The organism is uncultured Paracoccus sp. (assembly GCF_947487305.1).
In the GTDB taxonomy this organism is placed as follows: Bacteria; Pseudomonadota; Alphaproteobacteria; order Rhodobacterales; family Rhodobacteraceae; genus Paracoccus.
Window position 1 is genome coordinate 239862 of sequence record NZ_CANKWH010000001.1, and the last position, 23057, is coordinate 262918.

At 67.5% G+C, this 23057-nt stretch carries 24 protein-coding genes; 6 read left to right on the plus strand and 18 right to left on the minus strand.

Features of this window, described 5'->3' with window-relative positions:
* Nucleotides 1-137: 137 nt before the first annotated feature.
* From Q1A36_RS01265 to Q1A36_RS01310, 10 genes are all read right to left on the minus strand, one after another.
* Nucleotides 138-1301 carry a phage major capsid protein gene (locus Q1A36_RS01265; protein ID WP_299838586.1) on the minus strand — a complete coding sequence of 388 codons (1164 nt, stop codon included), beginning with the start codon at nt 1299-1301 and terminating at the stop codon, nt 138-140.
* A 79-nt stretch (nt 1302-1380) separates the two neighbouring features.
* Nucleotides 1381-1902 (minus strand): HK97 family phage prohead protease, encoded by a 522-nt coding sequence (locus tag Q1A36_RS01270; protein ID WP_299838589.1) that lies wholly within the window; start codon nt 1900-1902, stop codon nt 1381-1383.
* Between the two features lie 3 nt (nt 1903-1905).
* The gene (locus Q1A36_RS01275; protein ID WP_101754090.1) at nt 1906-2139 is read right to left on the minus strand and encodes a hypothetical protein; all 234 of its coding nucleotides are present in this window, start codon (nt 2137-2139) and stop codon (nt 1906-1908) included.
* Nucleotides 2140-2146: 7 nt separating this feature from the next.
* A complete protein-coding gene (locus tag Q1A36_RS01280; RefSeq protein ID WP_299838595.1) occupies nt 2147-3331 on the minus strand; it encodes a phage portal protein in 1185 nt (394 codons plus the stop codon).
* 104 nt (nt 3332-3435) lie between these two features.
* Nucleotides 3436-4797 carry a terminase family protein gene (locus Q1A36_RS01285; RefSeq protein ID WP_299838598.1) on the minus strand — a complete coding sequence of 454 codons (1362 nt, stop codon included), beginning with the start codon at nt 4795-4797 and terminating at the stop codon, nt 3436-3438.
* Complete coding sequence (locus Q1A36_RS01290; protein WP_299838601.1) at nt 4733-5161, minus strand: permease; 429 nt, start codon at nt 5159-5161, stop codon at nt 4733-4735. Before Q1A36_RS01290 ends, Q1A36_RS01285 begins: the two co-directional genes overlap by 65 nt.
* 289 nt (nt 5162-5450) lie before the next feature.
* A complete protein-coding gene (locus Q1A36_RS01295) occupies nt 5451-5918 on the minus strand; it encodes a hypothetical protein (protein ID WP_299838603.1) in 468 nt (155 codons plus the stop codon).
* Between the two features lie 129 nt (nt 5919-6047).
* The gene (gene mltG, locus Q1A36_RS01300; RefSeq protein WP_299838606.1) at nt 6048-7223 is read right to left on the minus strand and encodes an endolytic transglycosylase MltG; all 1176 of its coding nucleotides are present in this window, start codon (nt 7221-7223) and stop codon (nt 6048-6050) included.
* Nucleotides 7220-8482, minus strand: a complete 1263-nt coding sequence (gene fabF, locus Q1A36_RS01305) for a beta-ketoacyl-ACP synthase II (protein ID WP_299838609.1) — start codon at nt 8480-8482, stop codon at nt 7220-7222. The genes mltG and fabF overlap by 4 nt, the downstream gene beginning before the upstream one ends.
* A gap of 246 nt (nt 8483-8728) precedes the next feature.
* On the minus strand, nt 8729-9313 hold the full coding sequence (locus tag Q1A36_RS01310) for a TetR/AcrR family transcriptional regulator (protein WP_299838612.1): 585 nt from the start codon (nt 9311-9313) through the stop codon (nt 8729-8731).
* Nucleotides 9314-9384: 71 nt separating this feature from the next.
* Here Q1A36_RS01310 and Q1A36_RS01315 point away from each other — a divergent pair, with 71 nt between their 5' ends.
* On the plus strand, nt 9385-10401 hold the full coding sequence (locus Q1A36_RS01315) for an NAD-dependent epimerase/dehydratase family protein (RefSeq protein ID WP_299838615.1): 1017 nt from the start codon (nt 9385-9387) through the stop codon (nt 10399-10401).
* A gap of 74 nt (nt 10402-10475) precedes the next feature.
* Complete coding sequence (locus Q1A36_RS01320; protein ID WP_299838618.1) at nt 10476-11684, plus strand: PLP-dependent aminotransferase family protein; 1209 nt, start codon at nt 10476-10478, stop codon at nt 11682-11684.
* A gap of 18 nt (nt 11685-11702) precedes the next feature.
* Here Q1A36_RS01320 and Q1A36_RS01325 read toward each other — a convergent pair whose 3' ends face one another.
* Both Q1A36_RS01325 and nth read right to left on the minus strand, forming a co-directional pair.
* Nucleotides 11703-12716, minus strand: a complete 1014-nt coding sequence (locus Q1A36_RS01325; RefSeq protein WP_299838621.1) for an adenosine kinase — start codon at nt 12714-12716, stop codon at nt 11703-11705.
* Nucleotides 12713-13375 carry an endonuclease III gene (gene nth / locus Q1A36_RS01330; RefSeq protein WP_299838624.1) on the minus strand — a complete coding sequence of 221 codons (663 nt, stop codon included), beginning with the start codon at nt 13373-13375 and terminating at the stop codon, nt 12713-12715. Before nth ends, Q1A36_RS01325 begins: the two co-directional genes overlap by 4 nt.
* A 107-nt stretch (nt 13376-13482) precedes the next feature.
* On the opposite strand from nth, the gene Q1A36_RS01335 reads away from it, so the two are divergent.
* Together Q1A36_RS01335 and Q1A36_RS01340 are read left to right on the plus strand one after the other, a co-directional pair.
* The gene (locus Q1A36_RS01335) at nt 13483-13995 is read left to right on the plus strand and encodes a DinB family protein (protein ID WP_299838627.1); all 513 of its coding nucleotides are present in this window, start codon (nt 13483-13485) and stop codon (nt 13993-13995) included.
* Between the two features lie 177 nt (nt 13996-14172).
* Nucleotides 14173-14838, plus strand: a complete 666-nt coding sequence (locus Q1A36_RS01340; protein ID WP_299838630.1) for an OmpA family protein — start codon at nt 14173-14175, stop codon at nt 14836-14838.
* Between the two features lie 61 nt (nt 14839-14899).
* Here the strand turns inward: Q1A36_RS01340 and Q1A36_RS01345 are convergent, their stop codons facing one another.
* The gene (locus tag Q1A36_RS01345) at nt 14900-15352 is read right to left on the minus strand and encodes a DUF6428 family protein (RefSeq protein ID WP_299838632.1); all 453 of its coding nucleotides are present in this window, start codon (nt 15350-15352) and stop codon (nt 14900-14902) included.
* 75 nt (nt 15353-15427) lie between these two features.
* On the opposite strand from Q1A36_RS01345, the gene Q1A36_RS01350 reads away from it, so the two are divergent.
* Entirely contained in the window at nt 15428-15796 is a 369-nt protein-coding gene (locus Q1A36_RS01350) for a metalloregulator ArsR/SmtB family transcription factor (RefSeq protein WP_299838635.1), read from the plus strand.
* 15 nt (nt 15797-15811) lie between these two features.
* Nucleotides 15812-16204 (plus strand): hypothetical protein, encoded by a 393-nt coding sequence (locus tag Q1A36_RS01355; protein WP_299838638.1) that lies wholly within the window; start codon nt 15812-15814, stop codon nt 16202-16204.
* 93 nt (nt 16205-16297) lie between these two features.
* Here Q1A36_RS01355 and ftsY read toward each other — a convergent pair whose 3' ends face one another.
* From ftsY to zwf, 5 genes are all read right to left on the minus strand, one after another.
* On the minus strand, nt 16298-17494 hold the full coding sequence (gene ftsY / locus Q1A36_RS01360; RefSeq protein ID WP_299838640.1) for a signal recognition particle-docking protein FtsY: 1197 nt from the start codon (nt 17492-17494) through the stop codon (nt 16298-16300).
* A gap of 89 nt (nt 17495-17583) precedes the next feature.
* The gene (gene putP / locus Q1A36_RS01365; RefSeq protein WP_299838643.1) at nt 17584-19035 is read right to left on the minus strand and encodes a sodium/proline symporter PutP; all 1452 of its coding nucleotides are present in this window, start codon (nt 19033-19035) and stop codon (nt 17584-17586) included.
* 179 nt (nt 19036-19214) lie between these two features.
* A complete protein-coding gene (gene pgi, locus Q1A36_RS01370; protein ID WP_299838646.1) occupies nt 19215-20828 on the minus strand; it encodes a glucose-6-phosphate isomerase in 1614 nt (537 codons plus the stop codon).
* A gap of 35 nt (nt 20829-20863) precedes the next feature.
* On the minus strand, nt 20864-21541 hold the full coding sequence (gene pgl, locus Q1A36_RS01375; protein ID WP_299838649.1) for a 6-phosphogluconolactonase: 678 nt from the start codon (nt 21539-21541) through the stop codon (nt 20864-20866).
* On the minus strand, nt 21538-22998 hold the full coding sequence (gene zwf / locus Q1A36_RS01380) for a glucose-6-phosphate dehydrogenase (RefSeq protein ID WP_299838652.1): 1461 nt from the start codon (nt 22996-22998) through the stop codon (nt 21538-21540). The genes pgl and zwf overlap by 4 nt, the downstream gene beginning before the upstream one ends.
* Between the last annotated feature and the right edge of the window lie 59 nt (nt 22999-23057).

Consider the following 23057-nt stretch of genomic DNA (forward strand, 5'->3'; position numbering starts at 1 on the left):
CACTGCGCCGCTCCATCCCAAGGGACAGGGCGGCGCAGGCCGGGGGTCGCGCCCGCGCACCTGGCTTCAGCGCGCGCGGACAGTTGTGCCGGTCAGCCCGGCGCGTGCTGCGCGGCCCCCTTTCGCCCGATCCCCGATCAGACGAATTTCATCAGCTTCACGGCACGGAAATCGGTGACGCCGCCGCCGACGCGCTTGGTGGCATAGAACAGCACATGCGGCTTGGCGCTGAACGGATCGCGCAGCACCCGCAGGTCCGGACGCTCCACCACGGTATAGGCGGCGCGGAAATCGCCAAAGGCGATCGAGAGCGACTCGATGTCCAGGTCGGGCATGTCCTCGCTGACCAGCACCGGATAGCCCAGCAGTTGCGCCGGCTGACCGGCCGCCAGCCCGTCCGCCCAGATGAACCGGCCCTCGGCATCCTTCAGCTTGCGCACCGCCGCCGCCGTTTTCGAGTTCATCAGGAAGCTGGCATTGGCGCGGTATTCCGCGCCCAGCGCATAGACCAGGTCGATCAGCGCGTCCGCGGGATCGACCGGGGCGAAATCGCCCAGATTGCCGGTGCCGACCGTGCCGATCTGGCCTTCGCCCTCGCTGCCCGCCTCGGCGGTGGGATAGGACAGGATGCCCCGCGGCTTGCCCGCACCATCGCCGGTGATGAAGGCCGCCGCCTCGGCCCGGGCGAACTTGTCGGCGATGCGCTCGGCCAGCCAGCTTTCCACGTCAAAGGCCGCATCATCCAGCAGCCGCTGGCTGGCCTTGGGCATGGCCGACAGCTCGTGCACCGGGATCGAGATACGCTCGATGCCCCCCCCGCCGGTCTCGGCCGCCTGGGTCTCGCTGGCCCAGCCTGCCCCCAGCTCGCCCTTGTCGACCAGCACCTCGTAACTGGCGCTCTCGACCGTCACCACATTGGCCAGCTTGCGCAGCGAGGCACCCGAGCGCAGCACCGCCTGCACCGCCTCGGCCACCTGCGGCGCCGCGAGGAACCCGCCATCGCTGGCAACCGTCAGGCCCTTTTCCTCCAGCACCAGGCCGCGCAACCCGTCATCGGCACCGCTGCGCAGATAGGCATTGAAGGCCTTCTGATGCGGCACCTCGACCTCGGCATGGGTCGACAGAGGGCTGCGGCCCCGGAAAGCGGTCTTGCGGTCCAGCATGGTCATGCGGTCATCCTGTGCTTGAAGTTTGCTCTGAATATCGTCGCGGAAGCTCTTGAGTTCGCTGACGAACCCAAGCATCGCTCCCTTCAGTTCTCCGGGCATGTCATCCCCGGCCGCGGCTTTCACCTCGGTCATTCCCTTCTCCTCATCACGTTGGTCTGGGCGATGCCGCCCCATGGTCTGAACCGCGCGCAGCTCGCGCGGCCCGAACGCCTCACCCCCGCAGCGCCTCGGACGCAGCAAGGAAAACCGCCGCCATCTCGCGCATCTCCTCGGCAGCCTTGCTGCCCAGCTTGGCCTCGGGCAGCATCGGGAAAGTCACCAGCGACACTTCCCACAGCTCGACCTCGGCCAGCCTGCGCCGGCCCTTCTGGTCACGCTCTGCGCGGATGGTGCGATAGCCGATCGACAGCCCGTCGATCGCCCCCGCCCCGATCAGCGCCGCCGCCTCCCGCGCCTGCGCAACCTCCGTCAGCAGCCGGCCCTTGACCCACAGCCCCTTGCCATCCTCGCGAATCTCGTCCCAGACGCCGATGGGCTGCGCCGGATCGTGCTGCCACAGCATCCGCACCCTGCCACCAACCTCCCCGAGCCGTTTCAGCGAGGCGGCAAAGGCGCCGGGCAGGACGGCATCTCCGCCCTGATCGGTCAGCCCGAACAGGCTGGCATAGCCCTCGATCACCGAGCCCTCGCTCAGCACCGGCACCCCGCCGGCGAATTTCCGTTCCAGGTCCATCCCTCAGCCCCCTTTCGGCACATAATCCAGAATTCCCTGCACGGCCTGGGTCAGGATGACGGCAACGACGCCGTAAACTGTCATCCACAGCCGCCGCTCCAGCCCCTCGATCAGCGCCTCGATCCGCTCCAGCCGCTTCTCGACCGCACCGAATTGCAGCGCCATGATCCGCTCCTGCGCCTCGAAGCGCTGGTCGTGCCAGCCCCAGGCATCCTTGACGAAACGCGAACCTTCCATCGCGCCCTCATCCATCGGCCAAGGGCGGCAGACCCAGCAGGGCCCGCTTCTCCGCATCGGTCAGGAAACTTGCCTCGCCGATCCGCCGCCATTGCTGGTCGCGCTCGGCCGCCAGCGCCGGGATGGCATCGGGATCGGGCCGCAGATCGACCTCGGCGCCCAGATGCTCGCTCAGCCACCAGGCCACCGCCGCCGCGACCCGCGTCGCCAGCGGCAGCACGGTCAGCCTGTAAAACGCCCGATGCGCCTCGGCATAATTGGCATAGGTCGCATCGCCGGGGATCCCGAGCAGCATCGGCGGCACGCCGAAGGCCAGCGCGATCTCGCGCGCGGCGGCCATCTTGGTCTCGTGGAACTCCATGTCCGAGGGGCTGAACCCCATCGCCTTCCAGTCGAGCCCGCCCTCCAGCAGCATCGGCCGCCCGGCATTGCGCGCGCCCTGATGGTTCGCCTCGATCTCGCAGACCAGCCGCTCATATTGCTCGGGCGACAGGCTGCCCTGCCCATCCGCCCCCTTGTAGACGATCGCCCCAGAAGGCCGCGCCGCATTGTCCAGAAGCGCCTTGGACCAGGCCGAGGCGCTGTTATGCACATCCAGCGCCACCGCCGCCGCCTGCATCGGCGACAGACCGTAATGGTCGTCCTGCGGGTGGAAGCTCTTGATATGGCAGATCGGGTCGGGACTGCCCGCCATGTCGAAGCGATGCTTGCGGCCGCCGACCGAATAGTCGAACGCCACCGGCCAGCCATCGGCCCCCGGCACGATGCTCATCCGGTCCGAGCGCAGGACGTGCAGCTCCTCCGGCAACCCGTCCTTGCCCAGCCCGACGGCTTCCAGGTAGCCATTCCCCGACAGCAGCATCTGCCCGAAGAGCGCCTCGAACAGCTCGGCCCGGCCCTGCCCCGGATTGGGCCTCCGCAGAAGCTCGATCACCGGATGACTGTCATAGCGCCGCTCCTTGTCCTGACAGATCAAGGGCACCGCCGCCGCCGCCTCGGCGATCAGCCGGACCGAGCGGAAGCCCACCGGATTGCCGACGAACCCGCCCCGCGTCAGGCTGCCCATATCCCGCGCCGACCAGGCCACCCGGCCCGAGCCGCTGGCAAAGGCCACCACTCGCCCGGTGGCGCTGGCCTTCTTCTCCACCACGGGCGGGGCCTTGCCCTCCCGCGAAAACAATCGAAACGCCATCCTTCGCCTCCCGCTCTGCCCAAAGGAAAAGGGCCGCCCCAGAGGACAGCCCTTTCATCTTGGCTTAAGTATCCCGGGGTCCGGGGCAGCGCCCCGGTCCTCCCTCACAGCCCGCGGACTTGCGGCCTTCGCCAGCCCGCCGCCGGCTCGATCATCAGCTCGTGGATCGCCCAGACCAGCGCATCCAGCCGATCGGGCGAGCCGCGCCCCTCGAAACCGCGCACCGTCATCTGCGTGAGCTGATCCTCCAGCGCCCCCAGATTGCCGGTCCGCAGATGCTTGACCCGGCCCTGTTCATACAGCGCCGCCACCGGCTCGGCCCGCAGCCCCTTGCCGCGCCCGGCCCGCAGCGCGCGGAACGGCACCAAGGGATCGACCTGCCGGATCACCTGCTCGACCAGATCGCCACCCTGGTTCACCTCGGCCACCAGCCGCTCGGCCCCGTGCCGGTCCATTGCCGCGATGGCCGCCCGCGCCCAGTCCATCGGTGTGCCCTTGACGGTCGCATCCTCCAGCACGTAACCGCGCCAATGGCCCGGCTCGCCCTCGCTGACCACACCCGCGACCACGATCCCGCATGCGTCGCTCGCCCGCCCCGCCGTCACCGCCGGATCGACCGCCACGACCACCCGGCTCAGCTTCGGCGCCCGCTCGACCCGGCAGGCCTCCAGCATCGCCGTCGACCACAGCGCCCCCTCGACATCATCGAGCAGAACCCCGTCCAGCTCCTGCCGCCCCTGCCGCGTCCCGCCATAGCGCGCGGCGACCTCGGTCAGGAAGCTTTCCGCCAGGTAGGCGCGGTTGGCATCGGTCGGTGCATGGGTCGTCACCGTCGAGGCGTTCGCCAGAATGCGTTTCAGCACCGCGATGTTCTTCGGCGTCGTCGTCACCACCTGCTGCGGATGCTCGCCCAGACGCAGGGCGAATTGCAGCATGTCCCAGGCCTCCTCGGCCTTCTGCCACTTGGCCAACTCGTCGACCCAGGCCCCATCGAATTGCGGGCCCCGCAGTGCCTCGTAATCATGGGCCGAATAGACCGTCGCGGTGGCGCCATTGGCCCAGACCAGCCGCCGCCGCCCGGCCTCCCAGGCCGGCCGGCGATCAGGGGGCGAACAGGCGAGAATACCGCTCTCGCCCATCACCATCACCTCGCGCGCCTGCTCATAGGTCTCGCCCAGCAGCGCCAGCCGGTGACAGCGCCCCGGCGCGGTGGCCGTCGGCCCCTCGACCATGCGCCGCACCCATTCCGACCCGGCGCGGGTCTTGCCCGCGCCCCGCCCGCCCATGATCACCCAGCTTTTCCAGTCGCCCTCGGGCGGCAGCTGATGTGGCAGCGCCCAGAACTCGAACAGCCAGGGCAGGCTCAACAGCGCGTTCTCGCTCAGGCCGTCCAGAAATGCGTCAACCTCCGCCGGCTCGGCGCAGGCAAGCCAGGCGGCGCCCGATCTCGTCTCGTGCGGCGCCAAGGTCGAGGCAGCCTCCTCCGACCCCGCCGGCGATATCCTTGCGAAGTTTGTCAACCTTGTCCCTCTCCTGCTTCATCAGCACCAGCGCCTCGCGCACATCCCGCGCGGATTTCACCGCCCGCTTCAGCGCCTCGGCATCCAGCGACACCCCGCGACCCGCCCGCATCTCGTCGAAATCGCGTTTCAGATCGGCCACATAGCTCCAGAACAGCGACGAGGTGAACGCCACCCCGTCCGTGTCCTTCGCCTCACCCGCCCGCGCGACCGCCGCCAGCACCGCCGCGCGGTCCGCCTCGGGTACGCTGTCGGGGACCGCAAACGGCCCTCCGGGACCAACGGCCCCGCCCCACGTCATGTCATCCATCAGGTTACTGCCCCGCCTCGTGTCCTGTCCGCACGAGCGAGAAACGAAAAAGCGGCCTCGGGGTCGCCCCCCGGCCGCTTGCCCACCTCTCCCAGCATGTATGTTTTCTACTTTAGGGCGTTCCGTGAGTCAATGGAAAACCCAAAGAGCGATCGATTCACTCTGCATAATCACGTAAAAACAACCTGTTACGGAATGCAACAGGGGCAGCGCGCGCTGCGCAACACCGCCCCTGCCAATAGGAAAATTCAACCTATGCGAGTTTCATTCCGCGCGAATCCCCGCGCGATCAGGCCTTCTTCTTGCCCGCCGGCGCAGCCGCCTTGCCGGCCTTGCCGCGCGCTTCGGCGGCGGCGGCAACGGCCTTGCTGGCCTCTTCCTGCACCTGCTGTGCATAGGCAACCATGTTCGCGGCATAGGCCTCGGACCAGTCGGCAACGTCCTCCTCGTGCATGTCCTTGGCCGCGACGCGCATCTCTTCGCCCTTGGCCTTGATCTTGTCGACTTCCTTGTCCCAGTCGGCCTTGGCGGTGCTCCACTGCGCCTTCACCTGCTCGCTGGCATCGTTGAAATAGCCCTTGATCTGCGCGTCCAGATCCTGCTGCCGCTGCTCGGCGGTCTCGCGCCATTTCTTGGCGCTTTCCATCATGTCCTCGCCGCGCTCGCGGAAATCTTCCTGCCACTTCTCGACGCGTTTCTCGAAATCCTGCGCGTTGCGGGCAAGCGAAGCGAACATGTCCGAAAGTTTCATCACCATCACCAACTTCTCCTGTGGCTCGTTCCGAAAACAGATGCTGCGATCAGACCCAACGAAAACCCCCGCGCCGGGTTCCGGTCACGGGGGTCATGATGGCGTGGATTTTCAGCCATTTCCAGCGGCTTCGCGTCAGCCGCCATTCTCGGGCTGGGGCGCGGGCTGGCTGGCCTCGATCTCGCGCCAGCGCGCGACATTGGCGTTGTGCTCCTCGAGCGTCCGGGCAAAGGCGTGCCCGCCCGAGCCATCGGCGACGAAGAAGACGAAATCCGTGTCGGCCGGGTTCAGCGCCGCATGGATGGCGGCCTTGCCCGGATTGGCAATCGGCGTCGGCGGCAGCCCGTCGATCTGGTAGGTGTTGTAGGGCGTCGGCCGGTTCAGCTCCGACTGCCTCAGGCCGCGGTCCAGAATCCCCTGCCCGCCGGTCACGCCATAGATGACGGTCGGGTCGGTCTGCAGCCGCATCCCTTCCTCCAGCCGGTTGACGAAGACGCTGGCAACCGTCTCGCGCTCGTCGGGAATGCCGGTTTCCTTTTCCACGATCGAGGCCATGATCAGCGCCTCTTCCGGGCTGGCATAGGGCAGGCCGAAAGGCCGCGCCTCCCATTCCTGCTCAAGGATCGCCGCTTGCCGCTGCCCCATCTCGGCCAGCAGCGCGGCGCGGTCAGCACCCACCTTCACCTCGTAGGTATCGGGCGCGAGACTGCCCTCGGCCGGCACGTCCCCGACTTCGCCGGCCATGAAATCGGCCTCTTTCAGCCCCTCGACGATCTGCCAGCTGGTCACGCCCTCGGCCACGGCGATGCGCAGGCGCGCATCCGGCTGCTGCCCGGCGGCAAGGATCGCCTCGGGCGCCTCTTCCTTGGCCGGGTCATATTTCACCCGCTCCTCATAGGCGCCGGTCTCGGGGTTGATATCGCGCAGGACCACGCTGTTGGCCCGCACGCCGACGCGGAAGATCACCTCGGTCCCGCAGGTCGACGGCCCGCCGGCGGTGATCGCATCGGCGATCGCCTCCATGCTGGCCCCGGGCGGCACCATGTAACTCCCGAACTTCAGCTGCCCCGCGCGGCCCTGGTAATCGACCCCGGCGCGGAAGATATAGGCGCTGCTGATCGCCCCCTGCTCGGCCAGCCGGTTGCTCACCGCGTTCAGGCTGGCGCCCTGCGCCACCTGCACGCATTGCGCCGTGGCGCTTGGCCCCGGCCCGCTGAACTGCCGCTTGCCCCAGGCCACGGCAATCGCCGCCGCCACCATCAGGACCAGCGCCAGCGTCAGGAAATTCGAGACGATGTGCCGCCAGATCATGCGTCGACCTTGCCAAGGACCAGGCTCGCATTGGTGCCGCCAAAGCCAAAGCTGTTCGACAGCGCCACGTCGATCTTGCGGCGCACGGCGGCATTGGCCGCCAGGTCCAGCTTCGGCGTCACCGCCGGGTTGTCGAGGTTGATCGTCGGCGGCGCGATCTGGTCGCGGATGGCGAGGATGCAGAAAATCGCCTCGACCGCCCCGGCCGCACCCAGCAGGTGCCCGATGCTCGACTTGGTCGAGGACATCACCGCGTCCTTGGCGTGATCGCCCAGCAGGCGCTCGACCGCGCCCAGCTCGATCGTATCGGCCATGGTCGAGGTGCCATGGGCGTTGATGTAATCCACATCCTCCGGTGCCAGCCCGGCGCTTTTCAGCGCGTTGCGCATCGCCCGGAAGCCGCCATCGCCATCCTCGCTCGGGGCGGTGATGTGATAGGCGTCGCCCGACAGGCCATAGCCCAGCACCTCGGCATAGATCTTGGCCCCGCGCGCCTTGGCGTGCTCGTATTCCTCCAGCACCACCACGCCCGCGCCCTCGCCCATGACGAAACCGTCACGGTCGGCGTCATAGGGGCGGCTGGCCGATTGCGGGTCATCCTCGCGCTTCGTGGACAGCGCCTTGCAGGCGTTGAAACCGGCAATGCCGATCTCGCTGATCGGCGCTTCCGCTCCGCCCGCGACCATCACGTCGGCATCCCCCAGCATGATCAGCCGCGCCGCATCGCCAATGGCATGGGCGCCGGTCGAGCAGGCCGTGACCACCGAATGGTTCGGCCCCTTGAAGCCGAAGCGGATCGAGACCTGCCCCGAGGCAAGGTTGATCAGCGAACCGGGGATGAAGAAGGGCGAGACCCGCTTCGGCCCCCGCTCCTTGATCAGCACGGCGGTTTCGGCAATCGAGGTCAGCCCGCCGATGCCCGAGCCGATCATCACGCCGGTCGCCTCGCGGTCCGCGTCGGTTTGCGGCTTCCAGCCCGAATCCTCGACCGCCTGCACCGCCGCCGCCATCGCATAGAGGATGAAGTCATCGACCTTGCGCCGGTCCTTCGGCTCCATCCAGTCATCGGGATTGAACGTGCCGTCGCTGCCGTCGCCGTAAGGAATCTCGCAGGCATATTTGGTGATGACGTTGCTGGCGTCGAAGCGGGTGATCGGCCCGGCCCCGGACTTGCCGGCCAACAGCCGCTCCCACGTCGCCTCGACCCCCGAGGCCAGCGGCGTGACCATTCCCAATCCGGTGACTACTACCCTGCGCATCCGCGTCTTCCTCTGAACTGCCCGTCTTTTTTGACCTGATACACGCGGGGTGCATAGCGCGCAACGCCGGCCTGCCTCGCGCCGGCTCACAGGCTTGCGACAGATCATGGGGACGACCCCGTCATCTTGGCGCAAATATCCCACGGGGCGAGCCGCGCCCGGAAAAAGATCCGGTGGACCTTTTTCAGCGGCAAGCGCCCGGCCCGCGTGCCGGGCTGGGGGGGTGTGAAACCCCCGGTCTCGACGCTACGCCACCCCCAGCACCACCGCGATCACCGGCTCCAAGAGCCCCGCCAGCACCTCGGGATCGGCGTCCGCCAGCGCCGGCAAACCGATTTGCTGGCGCATCAGCTGCACCCCCGCGACCAGCGACAGCAGGATCGCCGCGCGCTCGGGCGCATGATCGCCCCGGACCAGACCTTCGGCGGTGGCATGGTGCACCGTCCTGATCTGCTCGCGCGCGATCCGCGCTGCCACCTCGCTGCCGCCCGAGGCCCACATGACCCGGAACCCGTCCAGCACCGCCTGCCCCGGCGTGCTGAGGCCAACGAGCGCCCGCGCGAACTCGCGCGCCATCTGCGGCGAGCCCAGGTTGTCCGCCGACAGGATCACCGGATCGCGCATCGTGTCGGCCACCACCTCGGCGAAAAGCTGCTCCTTCGAGCCGAAATAGCGTCCCACCATCATCGCCGTCACCCCGGCAGCTTCGGCAATCCCGCGCAGGCCCGCACCGTCATAGCCGCTCTCCGCGAACGCCCGCCGTGCCGAGGCCAGAATGGCGCTGCGCGTCTCCTCGGCATTGCGCCTGCGTGTCGGTTTCTCATCCGCCATCATGACCCTCTTGCAAGTCTACACTCGTATACTTATATCCGATCCATCAGATTTGCAAAGGGATTCGTTCCATGTCCAAGACCGTTCTCGTCACCGGCGGCACCGGCTTTGTCGGCAGCTGGTGCATCGTCGAATTGCTGAAGCGCGGCTATTCTGTCCGCACCACCATCCGCAGCGCCGCGCGCGAAGGTGACGTGCGCCGCGCCGTCGGCTCGCAGGTCGATCCCGGCAACCGCCTCAGCTTCGCCATCGCCGATCTGACCAGCGATGCGGGCTGGACCGAGGCCATGGCGGGCATCACCCATGTCCTGCATGTCGCCTCGCCCCTTGGCCGCGAGGCGCCCAAGGATCGCGACGCCCTGATCGCCCCGGCCCGCGACGGCACCTTGCGCGTGCTCAAGGCCGCCGTGGCTGCCGGTGTGGATCGGGTGATCCTCACCTCCGCCGCCGCCACCGCCCGCGACCGCGCCACCGGCCAGTCGAGCGAAGAGATCTGGGCCGATCCCGAGGATCCGCTGCTCGAAGCCTATCGCCGCTCGAAGATCCTGGCCGAGCGCGCGGCCTGGGACTTCATGCGTGACCATGGTGGCAAGACCACGCTGACCACCATCCATCCCGGCGCGGTCTTCGGCCCGCTTCTGCCCGGCATCGACACCGGCTCGGTCTGGGTGATCGGCGGCATGCTGCGGGGCCAGCCGGCGCGGCTGTTGAACCTCGGCCTTTCGGTCGTCGATGTGCGTGATCTTGCCGCCGCCCATGTCGCCGCGCTCGACGCCCCCGCCGCCCCCGGCCAGCGTTACCTCTGCACCGGCCATTTCCTCTGGATGCCCGAGATCGCGCAGATCCTGCGCGACGGCCTCGGCCCCCGCGCCGCCAAGGTGCCCACGAAAACCCTGCCCAATGCGCTGGTGCGGGTCATTGCGCTGTTCCAGCCGCGCCTCAGGATGTTCCGCCACGATATCGGCCGGCGCCGCGAGGTCGATCATTCCAAGGCCACCCGCGATCTGGGCTTCCGCCCGCGTCCCGCCAGCGAAACGCTGATCGACTGCGCCAATTCCCTGCCCGAGGCCCGCAAGCAAGCCGCCTGAACAGGTCAGACCCATTGACTTACCCTCTGCCGCGCGCAACGGATGGCAAAGGGAGCAGTCAGGGGAGACCGGCGATGGATTGGAGCACGCTCTGGGCCGAGCGCATGACACGGATGCGCGCCTCGGAGATTCGCGAGCTTCTGAAGCTGCTCGACCAGCCCGACATCATCTCCTTCGCCGGCGGCATTCCCGACCCGGCGCTGTTCCCGGCCGAGGCGTTTCGCGAGGCCATGACCAGCGCACTCAGCGACCAGAATGCCGGCGTGGCGCTGCAATATTCGGTCAGCGAGGGCTATGGCCCGCTGCGCGACTGGATTGCGGAACAGATGGCGGCGGACGGCATCCCCTGCACGCGCGAGAATATCCTGATCACCTCGGGCTCACAGCAGGCGCTGGATTACCTGGGCAAGCTGATGCTGACCCCCGGCGACACGGCGCTGGTCGGCTGGCCGACCTATCTGGGCGCCATCGGTGCCTTCAACGCCTATCAGCCGCGCTATGCCCCGCTGATCCCCGGCGACAACCGCCCCGCAGCCGAGATCCGGGCCGAGGCGCAGGCGGCGGGCGGTCAGGTGAAATTCGCCTATCTCTCGCCCGATTTCGCCAATCCCACCGGGGTCAGCATGGACCGGGCCGAGCGGTTGCGCATCCTCGATCTGGCCGATGAATTGGACATGGCGATCCTCGAGGACGCGCCCTATGCCGCGCTGCGCTATCAGGGTCAGGCGGTGCCGCCGATCCTTGCGCTCGAAATCGAACGCAAGGGCGATATCGACCAGTGCCGCACGGTCTATTGCGGCTCGTTCTCCAAGACGCTGGCGCCGGGGCTGCGCATTGGCTGGGCCTGCGCCGCGCGCGAGGTCATCGGCCGGCTGGTGCTGCTGAAACAGGCCGCCGACCTGCACACGGCGACGCTGAACCAGATCGCCACCCATCTGGTCGCCAGCGAACATTTCGCCGCCCATGTGCCGATGCTGCGCGGGGTCTATGGCCGCCGCCGCGACCTGATGCTGGCGGCGCTCGCGCGCGAGATGCCCGACGGCGTCCACTGGACCCGCCCCGACGGCGGCATGTTCATCTGGCTGACCCTGCCAGACCACATGGACAGCGCCGAGTTGCTGGCCCGGTCACTCAGGGCCGAAAAGATCGCCTTCGTCCCCGGTCACGCCTTCTTCCCCGACGGATCGGGCCGGAACACCCTGCGCCTCTGCTTCACGCTGCATGACGAGGCGATGGTGAACGAGGGCATCGCCCGGCTTGGTCGGCTGCTCCGCAGCGCCTGACCCGCCGGGCGCTGCGTCTCAGATCAGCCCTTCGGCGCGGAAATCCACCTTCAGGTCGCGTTCCGGGCGCGGGCCGACATGGCCGATCACCTCGGCCGCCGCGAGGCAACCCATGCGCCCCGCCGCCTCCAGCGTCGCACCGATGGCGAGGCCATAGATCAGCCCGGCGGCGAACTGGTCGCCCGCCCCGGTGGCGTCCACGGGCACCACCCGATCAACCGGCACCTCGACGCGCTGGCCCTCGCGGATCAGGATGGCGCTCTCGCCCGAGCGGGTGCAGATCACCGTGCCGCAATCGGCCACGGCCTGCGCCAGCGCGGTTTCCAGATCCTCGGTCTGATAGAGCGAGGTCCATTCATGGATATTGCCGATGACGTAATCCATCGGCCCGGCGACCAGACGGCGGAAGCCCTCGCGGTGGCGATCGACGCAGAACGGATCGGAAAGCGCGATCCCGGCGCGCCCGCCCGCCGCATGGCAGGCCTCGGCCGCCTTCAGGAAGGCTTGCTTCCCGTCCGGCTTGTCGAACAGATAACCTTCGAGGAACAGCCATCCAGCGCCCTGGAATGTCGCGGGATTCACGTCCTCGACCCCCAGCTCGGCCGAGATGCCCAGGTAGGTGTTCATCGACCGCTCGCCATCGGGCGTCACGAAGATGATGCTGCGGCTGGTGGGCAGCACCTCGCCGCCAACCGGCGGATTGACGAAGACGGTCCCCGCCGCCTCGGTCTGCTCGGCATAGCTGAGCCCCAGCGCGTCATTGGCGACCCGGCCGATGAAGGCCGTGCGCAGCCCCAGCATCCCGATCCCGGCCAGCGTATTCGCCACCGATCCGCCCGGCACCAGCCGCGCCTGTTCGCGCCGGGGGCTGTGGTCGTCAGCCTGCGCCGCCATCAGGTATTCCGACCGGTCGCGCTCGATCAGCTGCATGATGCCCTTCTGGATGCCCAGTTGGGCCAGCCGCGCGTCGTCGGTCGGGGCGATCACGTCCATGATCGCATTGCCGATGCCGATCACATAGGGGGTGGTCATTCGGTCTTCTCCTCGAAGGGGCAGAGGTCGCGGATCACGCAGAGGCCGCAGCGCGGCCGGCGTGCCTGACAGATATAGCGGCCATGCAGGATCAGCCAGTGATGGGCGTGATGCTGGAAACGGGCGGGCACGTTATCCTCGATGGCGCGCTCGACCTCGTCCACGTCACGGCCCGGGGCGACGCGGGTGCGGTTGCCCAAGCGGAAGATATGGGTATCGACCGCCTGCGCCGGCTGGCCGAAGGCCACGCTGAGAACCACGTTCGCGGTCTTGCGCCCGACGCCCGGCAGGCTCATCAGCGCCGCCCGGCTGTCCGGCACCTCGCCCGCGTAATCCTCGACCAGGATCCGCGACAGCGCGATGACGTTCCTGGCCTTCTGCCGGAAGAGGCCGATGGTCTTCACCGCCTCGGTCACGCCCTCGAGACCCAGATCCAGCATCTTCTGCGGCGTATCGGCCACCGCGAACAACCCGCGCGTGGCCTTGTTCACCCCGGCATCGGTGGCCTGCGCCGACAGCGCCACGGCCACGACCAGCGTGAAGGGATTGGTGAAATGAAGCTCGGTCTCGGGTTCCGGATTGGCCTCGGCCAGCCGCGAGAAGATCGCAACCTGATCAGCAAAGGGCAAGGGGTCGGGCAGTCGCGCGGGTTTGGCCATGGCCCGGGTTTTCGCCGGATGCGCCCGGCTTTGCAAGCCGCCCTTGCCATCGCCCTTTGGTTGCGCGCTAATGTCGTCCAGTGAGTCACGATCAAAGGGGATGCGCGATGACCGACCCCGCCTATGCGCAGATGATGGCGCGCTACAATTGCTGGCAGAACGACAATATTCTGACCGCCGCCGACGAGCTGGACGATGCCAGCCGCCGGGCCGAGCGCGGGGCGTTCTTCGGCTCGATCGAAAAGACCTTCTCGCATCTGCTCTGGGCCGACCGGGTCTGGCTCGGCCGCTTCAGCGACAGCGCGCTGCCGACCGGCGGCATCTCCGACTCGACCGGTCTGATCGGTGATTGGGAGGCCTTCCGGCAGGAGCGGATGCAGATGGACCGGCGCATCCTCGATTGGGCCAGCCATGTCGCGCCGGACTGGTTCACGGGCGATCTGACCTGGCATTCCGGCGCGCTTGGCCGGCAGATCACCCGGCCCCGGGCCGAGCTGGTGGTGCAGCTCTTCAACCACCAGACCCATCACCGCGGCCAGATCCACGCCATGCTGACCGCCGCAGGGGCACGGCCAAGCGATACCGACCTACCCTTCATGCCGGAAATCTACCGAAACTGACCCGGCTGGTCGCAATGCGCTGAATTGGGCGCCTGCCCGCCCCGTCCACACAAGCGTGACTGGCGTTTTCCATCGGAACCTGTGCATTTTATCCGCGTTATTCGCCCGAAGGCCCGGAAAACAGGGCCGAATGACGGGCTTGAAACCGAAACGGAACGAACAAAGGACAGAAACCAGATGACCACCCGGCTTATCGCGCTTGCCGCAGCAACCTCGCTCTTCGGCCTCGCCGCCTGCACCGACCCGAATACCGGCGCCCCCCTTGGCGGCATGAGCCGCACCCAGCAGGGCGCCCTTGCCGGCGCCGCCGTGGGTGCCGTTCTGGGCGCGACCCGCGACAGCGACAACAACAACGAGGGCCGCGACGCGGCGCGCGGCGCCATCCTTGGCGCGGCGGCTGGCGCCATCGCAGGCAATATCCTCGACCGCCAGGCACAGTCGCTGCAGCAGTCGATCAGCAACCCGAACATCCAGATCATCAACCACGGCAGCTACCTGCAGGTGATCCTGCCCGAAGGCATCCTCTTCGCCACCGATTCGGCCGCCGTCTCGGGCCCGGCGCAGAACGACCTCTATGCCGTCGCGCGCAACCTGAACCAGTACCCGAACAGCCGCGTCGAAGTGGTGGGCCACACCGACGATACCGGCCGCGACGCCTATAACATGGATCTGTCGCAGCGCCGCGCGCAGTCGGTCGCGGGCATCCTGACCGCCGCGGGCGTGAACGCGGGCCGCGTCGTCGCCACCGGTCGCGGCGAAAGCCAGCCGATCGCCTCGAACGCCACGGCCGAGGGCCGCGCGCAGAACCGCCGCGTCGAGATCCTGATCCGCCCGACGAAGTAAGCGCGGGTTACACGATGTTGCGAAAGGGCCGGTTTGACCGGCCCTTTTTCATGTCCAAGCCTCAGGCCGCCCCGCAGCAGCCCGCCGCGACCACCCCGGCCAGCGCCTGCTGCGCCGGTTTGCACAGCGCCGCCGATTCCGTCAGCCGCAGGGTCACGGCCTCCTCACGCGCTTCGGGCGCCTCGGGACGATAGAGCCGCAGCCCGGCATTGCCCGGCGCGAATTCGACCTGGAACGGGCTGTCGCCCAGGCCGTCAACATGGCGGATGCTTTGCCCCAGAATGCTGACAAAGCGCCCGACGGTCATGTGCCGCCCGCCCGATCCATCCAGCAATTGCAGGATCGCTTCGGTCCAATCGGTCTTGCGCGCGCCACAATCGATGCTCTGGGTCCGGTTCTGCCGCCATTCGGTCACGTGATAGCCGCCCCGGATCGGCCCCGCATCGGTCTGAAAGACCAGCGGCGCATCGGGCGGCAGGGTCGAGAGTGCATCAAGCAGGTCCTGGGGTGTCATCATTGGCCCTTTCCATTTCAATGATTCTTGAAATATGATACAGCAGCACGCAGTCATTTCAAGAATATTTGAATCATGGAAGAACCCCGCGCCCTCACAGCCCTCGCCGCCATGGCCAATCCCACCCGGTTACGGATTCTGCGCGCCCTCGTCGCCGCCGAGCCGCAGGGCCTGACCGCCGGACAACTGGCCGAAACGGCCGAGGCCACCCCCTCGCGCGCCTCGTTTCATCTCTCCAACCTGGCCGATGCGGGGCTGGTCAGTTCGACCCGCAACGCGCGCGAGATCACCTATCGCGTCGAATTCGCGGCCATTGGGGGGCTGGTCGACTATATCATCCGCGATTGCTGCCGGAACAATCAGACCGTGATCGCCTGCTGCGCCCCATCACGCAACTGTGGCGGAAACCCGGACGCGGCGCGCGGCGTTGACCCCGAAACATGAGGTAGGAGCCCCGAGATGACCCTTGCACCGAAACTGGCCGCCGTCGCGCTGGCCACGCTGACCCTGCCCGGCATCACGCTGGCCTCGTCCGACGAGGCGTGGGAGGAATTCCGCGCCGAGGTCGAAACTGCCTGCACCGCGCTGATCCCCGACGAGGGCGGCGAGGCGGTCATAGAGGTCAATCCCTTCGGCTCGGAAAGCTATGGCGCGGCGCTGATCATCAACACGCTGCCCGATGGCGCGGGCGCGGACCGCTATGTCTGCATCTATGACAAACAGGCCAAGACCGCCGAGATCACCGCCCCCTTCCTGCCGCCCGAGCCGGTGGCGGAAGCCGTCGCCGAACCCGATGGCACGATCGAGGCCGAGGTGGTGCCGGAAACCGACGCTGCGCTGGTCAAGCAGTAACGCCTGCAGGCCCGGCCCGGGAACGAGGGCGAAGCCCGCCCGGGCCAGCGGTCGACCGCCCCTCGGGCGGCCGCCCGCCGACCCTCTGCCATCCTACAGCCCGACCAGCGCCCGCGCGAACTCGTTGGCGTCGAACGCATCCAGATCGTCGATCTGCTCGCCCACGCCGATGGCATGGATCGGCAGGCCAAAGCGATCCGCGAGCGCCACCAGAACCCCGCCCCGCGCCGTGCCGTCGAGCTTCGTCATCACCAGTCCCGAGACATCGGCGAGCTTCTGGAAGGTCTCGACCTGCGACAGGGCGTTCTGCCCGGTGGTCGCGTCCAGAACCAGCAGCGTGTTGTGCGGCGCGGTCGGGTCTTTCTTGCGGATGACGCGGACGATCTTGGCCAGTTCCTCCATCAGGTCGGCGCGGTTCTGCAGCCGACCCGCCGTGTCGATCATCAACAGATCGGCACCCTCGGCCTCGGCCCGGGTCATCGCGTCAAAGGCGAGGCTCGCCGGATCGCTGCCCTCGGGCGCGGTCATTACCGGCACACCGGCCCGCTGGCCCCAGACCTGCAACTGCTCGACTGCTGCCGCGCGAAAAGTGTCGCCCGCGGCGATCACCACCTTCTTGCCCGCGGCGCGGAACTGGCTGGCGAGCTTGCCGATGGTGGTGGTCTTGCCCGAGCCATTCACGCCCACGACCAGCACCACCTGCGGCTTCTTCGGATAGATCGGCAAGGGCCGCGCGACCGGCGCCATGATCCGCGTCACCTCGCCGGCCAGCAACTCCTTGAGTTCGGTGGACGACACCCGGCGGCCCATGCGGCCTTCGGCGATATTGGCGGTAACGCGCAGCGCGGTCTCGACCCCCATATCGGCCTGGATCAGCATATCCTCCAGCGCCTCCAGCATCTCGTCATCCAGCGCCCGGCGCGGCTCGGCCGTGGCCGCAGGCGCGCCGCCACCGAAGATCCGCCCCATCAGCCCGGGCTTCTGCGCGGCAGGCGGCGCGACCGGGGCCGCGCTGACTGGTGCGGGCCGGGGCGGCACCGGTTCGGGATGAGGACGCGGCGCCGGCTCGGGCCGCGGCTGCGGGATCGGATCGGGGCGCGGATGCGGCGCCGGTTCCGGCTGGCGGGCGGCAGGAGCGGGTTCGGCCACCGGCGCGGCGACAGGTTCGGGCACCGGCTCGGGCTGTGCCGCCTCACCCTCCGGCGCGTCGCCGACGATCTCGTCCAGACCCTGTCCGATCTTCGAGGAAGAGCGGGTCAGCCGCTCGCGCAGTTTCGAAAAGAACGACATGATCCGCCCCGCTGGCCTGTTCTCGCGTTGCGCGCAACCTAATCACCCGAGGGCGAAAGGGAAAGCCCGCGCGGGGCTTTCCCCGAGGCTCAGCCGGCTTTCGGTGCCCGGTATTCGCCCCGGTCCGGGGTGGCGAGGCTGACCACGACGATCGCGATCCAGGCGGCGATGAAGCCCGGCACGATCTCGTAAAGCGTGCTGCCAAGGCCCGAGGCGATCCACAGGATCACCACGACCGCGCCGGTGATGAGCCCCGCCACCGCGCCCGCGCCGGTCATCCGCTTCCAGGTCAGCGCCAGCACGATCAGCGGACCGAAGGCCGCGCCGAAACCGGCCCAGGCATTGGCGACCAGCCCCAGCACCTCGGAATCCGGGTTGCTGGCGATCAGCACCGCCACCGCGCCCACGGCCAGCACTGCCAGCCGCCCGACATTCACCAGCTCGCGCTCGGTCGCACCGCGCTTGAAGACGGTGCGATAGATATCCTCGGTCAGCGAGGAGGAGGCGACGAGCAATTGGCTCGACACGGTGGACATGATCGCGGCCAGAAGTGCGGCGTAAAGGAAGCCGGTCACGAGCGGGTGGAACAGCAGGTCCGACAGGATGATGAAGATGGTCTCCGGGTCGGCCACGTCCAGCCCCGTGCGCAGCGCATAGGCGCGACCAAAGATGCCCACGGCCACCGCGCCGATCAGCGAGACGATCATCCAGCTCATGCCGATGCGGCGCGCGGTCGGCACGTCCTTGACGCTGCGCACGGCCATGAAGCGCACGATGATATGGGGCTGGCCGAAATAGCCCAGACCCCAGGCCACGGCGGACAGCCAGCCGAGGAAGGTGACGCCGGAAAAGAGCGACAGGTAATTCGGATCGACCCCTTCCAGCCGCGTGACCGCCTGGTCGACGCCTGCGCCGCCCTGCGTGGTCAGGATCACGATGGGCATGATCACCAACGCCAGCATCATGATGCAGCCCTGCACGAAATCGGTCAGGCTGACGGCCAGAAAGCCGCCCATGACGGTATAGACCAGGACCACGCCAAGCGTAACCAGCACCCCGGTCATGTAATCGCCGCCAAAGGCGCTGGCGAAGAGCTTGCCGCCACCGACGAGGCCCGAGGCGGTATAGACCGAGAAGAACACCACGATGATGATCGCCGAGACGATGCGCAGCAGCACCGCCTGGCTGGGGAAGCGGTTGCCGAGGAAACCGGGGATGGTCAGGCTGTTATCGTATTCTTCGGTCTGCTGGCGCAGGCGCGGGGCGACGATCAGCCAGTTAAGCCAGGCGCCGATGACCAGACCGATGCCGATCCAGCTTTGCGACAGGCCCGAGACGAACAGCGCACCGGGCAGGCCCAGCAGAAGCCAGCCGCTCATGTCCGAGGCCCCGGCCGACAGCGCCGCGACCGAAGGCGACAGGTTGCGGCCGCCCAGCATGTATTCCTCGGAATTGGCGGTCGATTTCCGCCAGGCATAGACGCCAATGGCCAGCATCAGCAGGAAATAGGCCGCAAGGCTGACCCAGACTCCGGTATCCATCACGCGTCTCCACTTATTACGAATCCGTGATCTACCGGGCTACGCGCTCCGGCGCGGGCCCGCAACCCCGGTTCCTTGCAGGTCCGAGGGCCGCGTTCGGTGCATGAACCGCGTCGAAATGCGCCCTCCGATGGGAGGGTCGGGCGCGGCCCGTGCTGGTCGCACGGGCCAAGGGTCGATTAACCCTCGCCCCGCATCTCGCGCACCAGTTCCGCCAGATGCACGGTCGAGGGGTCATGCCCCGGCGCTTCCTCGCCTTTCAGCAGCGGCTCGACCTTCAGCGCCAGTTCCTTGCCGAGTTCCACCCCCCATTGGTCAAAGCTGTTGATGCCGAGGATCACCCCTTCGACAAAGACCCGGTGTTCATACAGCGCCACGATCTGCCCCAGCGCGTGCGGGGTCAGTTCCTCGATCAAGAGCGTGGTTGACGGGCGGTTGCCCTTGAAGACACGGTGCCGCGCCTGACGCTCCAGCTCCGCGCCCTGCAACCCCTTGGCCTCCATCAGCTTGCGCGCCTCATCGAGCGAGCGGCCGCGCATCAGCGCCTCGGATTGCGCAAGGCAGTTCGCCGCCAACAGGATGTGGTGATGGGCCAGGTCCGGCTCGTGTCCCCGCGCGGCCAGGATGAACTCGCAGGGGATGACGGCGGTGCCCTGGTGGATCAGCTGGTAGAACGCGTGCTGGCCATTCGTGCCCGGCTCGCCCCAGACCACCGGCCCCGAGGCGACGGTCAGGTCATTGCCGTCCATGCCGACGCCCTTGCCGTTCGATTCCATCTCGAGCTGCTGCAGATAGGCCGGCAGGCGCATCAGCCGGTTGTCATAGGGCAGCACGGCGCGGGTCGGATAGCCGCAGACCTGGTTGTGCCAAATGCCGACCAGCGCCAGCATGACCGGCAGGTTCTGCTCGAAGGGCGCGGTGCGGAAATGGTCGTCCATCGAGGCGGCACCGGCGAGGAACCGGTCGAAATGCTCGGGCCCCACGGCGATCATCAGCGACAGGCCGATCGGGCCCCACATGGAATAGCGCCCGCCAACCCAGTCGGCGAAGCCAAAGACCCGCGCGCCATCGATGCCAAAGGCGGCGGTGCGGTTCGCATCGGTGCTGAGCGCGGCGAATTGCGCCCCGGGATCGCGCACGGTTTTCGCCATCCAGTCCTTCGCCGTCTTGGCGTTGGTCATGGTCTCGATGGTGGTGAAGGTCTTCGAGGCGACGATGACCAGCGTCGTTTCCGGGTTCAGCCCGGCCAGCGTGTCATGGATATCGGCGCCATCGACATTGCTGACGAAATGCGCGCGCGGCCCATCGTGATAGGGGGCCAGCGCCAACACCGCCATCGCCGGGCCGAGGTCCGAGCCGCCGATGCCGATATTGACGATATCGGTGATCGCGCCGCCCTGCCCCCGGAAGATGCCGGTGCGCACGTCACGGGCAAAGGCGCTCATCCGCTCATGCGTGGCGCGGACCTCGGGCATCACGTCCTTGCCGTCGACCATGACGCTGCCCGAGAGGTTCCGCAGCGCCGTGTGCAGCACCGCGCGATCCTCGGTCTCGTTGATCTTCGCGCCCGAGAACATCGCCTCGCGGCGGTCCGCGACCTGCGCGCCTTCGGCCAGCGAGATCAGCATCTGCCGGGCCATGCGGTCGATCAGGGTCTTGGAATAGTCGAAGACCATGCCGCCCGCCGCGACCGAATAGCCGGTGGCGCGGTCGGCGTCGGTCAGGAACAGGTCGGTGATCCGGGTCTCGCTCTGCGCGGCGCGGTGGGTCTTCAGCTTGGTCCAGTCAGACATGGCCGGGTCCTTTCCGGGGGGGAAATCGGGGGCCGTCACTCGGCCCAGTGCACGGTGAGATTGTCCATCAGGGCGCGGATCGGCGCTTCGAGCGGATCGAGCTTCTGCGCCCGCTCGAAAGCCTCGCGCTTTTCCGGACCGGTGATCAGCAGATGCAGGTTGATGGCATTGCGAAGGTAAGGTGCTGTCAGGGTGATGCGCGGCTCGTCGGCACCCTCGGCGCGAATGGCCAGCACCGGCGGCGCGTCGGGGGCCAGCGCGGCGGCCAGATGATCGGCACCGGGGAAGAGGCTCGCCGTATGCATGTCATTGCCCATGCCCAGCAGCGCCACGGTGATCGGAAAGACCGGCTCCAGCCGTGCGCAGAGGCCCGGCAGCGCGTCATCGGGCGTCGCGTCGCCGGTATAAAGGTCGATGTAATTCGCCGCCGCCGCCTCGTCCTTCAGAAGATGCCGGCGCAAGAGGCGCGAGTTCGAGCGCGGATGCTCGCCATCGACCCAGCGTTCGTCGCCCAGAACCACAGTCACGCGGTCCCAGTCCAGATCGGTGGCGCTCAGCGACTCAAAGACCGGCGCCGGGGTGGTGCCGCCCGGCACACACAGGCTTGCCTGCTGGTTGGTGCGCAGATGCTGACCCAGCTGGCTGGCCAGCTTGTCGGCCAGGATCAGCGCCAGCATCTCGCGGTCGGGATATTCGACGAACTCGACCGTCATGCCCTGATCTCCCGCCACCTTCGCTTGTCACGATGCATCAGGCCCAGGGCCTCGTCGGGACCGGAAGAGCCGGGATCATAGGGTTCGGGACGCTGCTTGCTGTTTTCCCAGGCATTGATGATCGGATCGGTCCAGGCCCAGCTGGCCTCGATCTCGTCGCCGCGCATGAACAGGGTCTGGTTGCCGCGGATCACATCCATGATCAGGCGCTCGTAGGCGTCCGGCATGTCGGCGCCCTCGGGGCCAAGCGCATCGGCAAAGGTCATGTCCAAGGGCACCTGCACCAGGCGCATCCCGCCCGGTCCCGGTTCCTTGATCATCACCTTGAGGTTCATCCCCTCGTTCGGCTGCAGCCGGATCACCAGCTCGTTCGCCTTCGGCTCGCCCGAGGTCTGGGCATCCTCGAAGATCGAATGCGGCGGCTCCTTGAAGATGATGGCGATCTCGCTGGTGCGCGCGCGCAGCTTCTTGCCGGTGCGCAGGTAGAAGGGCGTGCCCTGCCAGCGCCAGTTCGAAATGCGCACCTTCATCGCCACATAGCTTTCGGTGCGGGTGGCCGGGTTCTCGGAATCCTCGACATAGCCCTTGCCGTCGCCATTGGCCTGATACTGGCCGCGCACGATCTCGGTGGCCTCGACCGGCTCCAGCGCGCGGATCACCTTCAGCTTCTCGTCGCGCACGGCATTCGGATCGAAGTGATAGGGCGGCTCCATCGCGATCAGGCACAGAAGCTGCATCATGTGGTTCTGCACCATGTCGCGGATCGCGCCCGAGGTGTCATAATAGCTGCCGCGCCCGCCGACGCCGACGGTCTCGGCCACGGTGATCTGCACATGGTCGATGTATTGCGCGTTCCACAGCGGCTCGAAGAGGATATTGGCAAAGCGCACCGCCATCAGGTTCTGGACGGTTTCCTTGCCCAGGTAATGGTCGATCCGGTAGATTTGCTGTTCCTCGAAATGCTGCCGCAGGGTGGCGTTCAGCGCCTTGGCGGTGGCGAGGTCGCGGCCAAAAGGCTTTTCCACCACGATCCGGCTGTCACCGTCGGCAATGCCGTGGCTGGCCAGCCGCTCGGCCAGATCACCGAAAAGCGCGGGCGCCACCGAGAAATAGAAGGCATGGACCGCGCCCTTGCGCATCTTTGCCTTCAGCTCTTTCCAGCCGCCCTCGCCCTTGGCATCGATGCGGACGTAATGCAGGTGCTGCAGGAACCGCGCGAGGTCGTCGTCGCCTTTCTTCACCCCGCCGAATTCGACGATGGCCGCCTTGGTCTCGGCGCGGAAGGCTTCGTCATCCTGTTCGCTGCGGGCGGCACCGATGATCTGCGCCGCTTCGGGCATCTGCCCGGCGACAAAGCGGCGGAACAGGCCCGGCAGGATCTTGCGGCGGGCCAGATCGCCCGTTGCGCCAAAGATCACAAGGTCGAAATCCTCGACCGGAATCACCCGAGAAACCATTCAGAGCCTCCTATGCGTCGTGCCCGTTCATAGCGCGTGTTAGCGTTAACATCAACCCG

Coding starts and splice junctions, on each gene's coding strand:
- Q1A36_RS01265 (WP_299838586.1), bottom strand. CDS start 1,301: ATGACCGAGGTGAAAGCCGCGGCCGGGGATGACATGCCCGGAGAACTG.
- Q1A36_RS01270 (WP_299838589.1), bottom strand. CDS start 1,902: ATGGACCTGGAACGGAAATTCGCCGGCGGGGTGCCGGTGCTGAGCGAG.
- Q1A36_RS01275 (WP_101754090.1), bottom strand. CDS start 2,139: ATGGAAGGTTCGCGTTTCGTCAAGGATGCCTGGGGCTGGCACGACCAG.
- Q1A36_RS01280 (WP_299838595.1), bottom strand. CDS start 3,331: ATGGCGTTTCGATTGTTTTCGCGGGAGGGCAAGGCCCCGCCCGTGGTG.
- Q1A36_RS01290 (WP_299838601.1), bottom strand. CDS start 5,161: ATGGATGACATGACGTGGGGCGGGGCCGTTGGTCCCGGAGGGCCGTTT.
- Q1A36_RS01295 (WP_299838603.1), bottom strand. CDS start 5,918: ATGGTGATGAAACTTTCGGACATGTTCGCTTCGCTTGCCCGCAACGCG.
- mltG (WP_299838606.1), bottom strand. CDS start 7,223: ATGATCTGGCGGCACATCGTCTCGAATTTCCTGACGCTGGCGCTGGTC.
- fabF (WP_299838609.1), bottom strand. CDS start 8,482: ATGCGCAGGGTAGTAGTCACCGGATTGGGAATGGTCACGCCGCTGGCC.
- Q1A36_RS01310 (WP_299838612.1), bottom strand. CDS start 9,313: ATGGCGGATGAGAAACCGACACGCAGGCGCAATGCCGAGGAGACGCGC.
- Q1A36_RS01315 (WP_299838615.1), top strand. CDS start 9,385: ATGTCCAAGACCGTTCTCGTCACCGGCGGCACCGGCTTTGTCGGCAGC.
- Q1A36_RS01320 (WP_299838618.1), top strand. CDS start 10,476: ATGGATTGGAGCACGCTCTGGGCCGAGCGCATGACACGGATGCGCGCC.
- Q1A36_RS01325 (WP_299838621.1), bottom strand. CDS start 12,716: ATGACCACCCCCTATGTGATCGGCATCGGCAATGCGATCATGGACGTG.
- nth (WP_299838624.1), bottom strand. CDS start 13,375: ATGGCCAAACCCGCGCGACTGCCCGACCCCTTGCCCTTTGCTGATCAG.
- Q1A36_RS01335 (WP_299838627.1), top strand. CDS start 13,483: ATGACCGACCCCGCCTATGCGCAGATGATGGCGCGCTACAATTGCTGG.
- Q1A36_RS01340 (WP_299838630.1), top strand. CDS start 14,173: ATGACCACCCGGCTTATCGCGCTTGCCGCAGCAACCTCGCTCTTCGGC.
- Q1A36_RS01345 (WP_299838632.1), bottom strand. CDS start 15,352: ATGACACCCCAGGACCTGCTTGATGCACTCTCGACCCTGCCGCCCGAT.
- Q1A36_RS01350 (WP_299838635.1), top strand. CDS start 15,428: ATGGAAGAACCCCGCGCCCTCACAGCCCTCGCCGCCATGGCCAATCCC.
- Q1A36_RS01355 (WP_299838638.1), top strand. CDS start 15,812: ATGACCCTTGCACCGAAACTGGCCGCCGTCGCGCTGGCCACGCTGACC.
- ftsY (WP_299838640.1), bottom strand. CDS start 17,494: ATGTCGTTCTTTTCGAAACTGCGCGAGCGGCTGACCCGCTCTTCCTCG.
- putP (WP_299838643.1), bottom strand. CDS start 19,035: ATGGATACCGGAGTCTGGGTCAGCCTTGCGGCCTATTTCCTGCTGATG.
- pgi (WP_299838646.1), bottom strand. CDS start 20,828: ATGTCTGACTGGACCAAGCTGAAGACCCACCGCGCCGCGCAGAGCGAG.
- pgl (WP_299838649.1), bottom strand. CDS start 21,541: ATGACGGTCGAGTTCGTCGAATATCCCGACCGCGAGATGCTGGCGCTG.
- zwf (WP_299838652.1), bottom strand. CDS start 22,998: ATGGTTTCTCGGGTGATTCCGGTCGAGGATTTCGACCTTGTGATCTTT.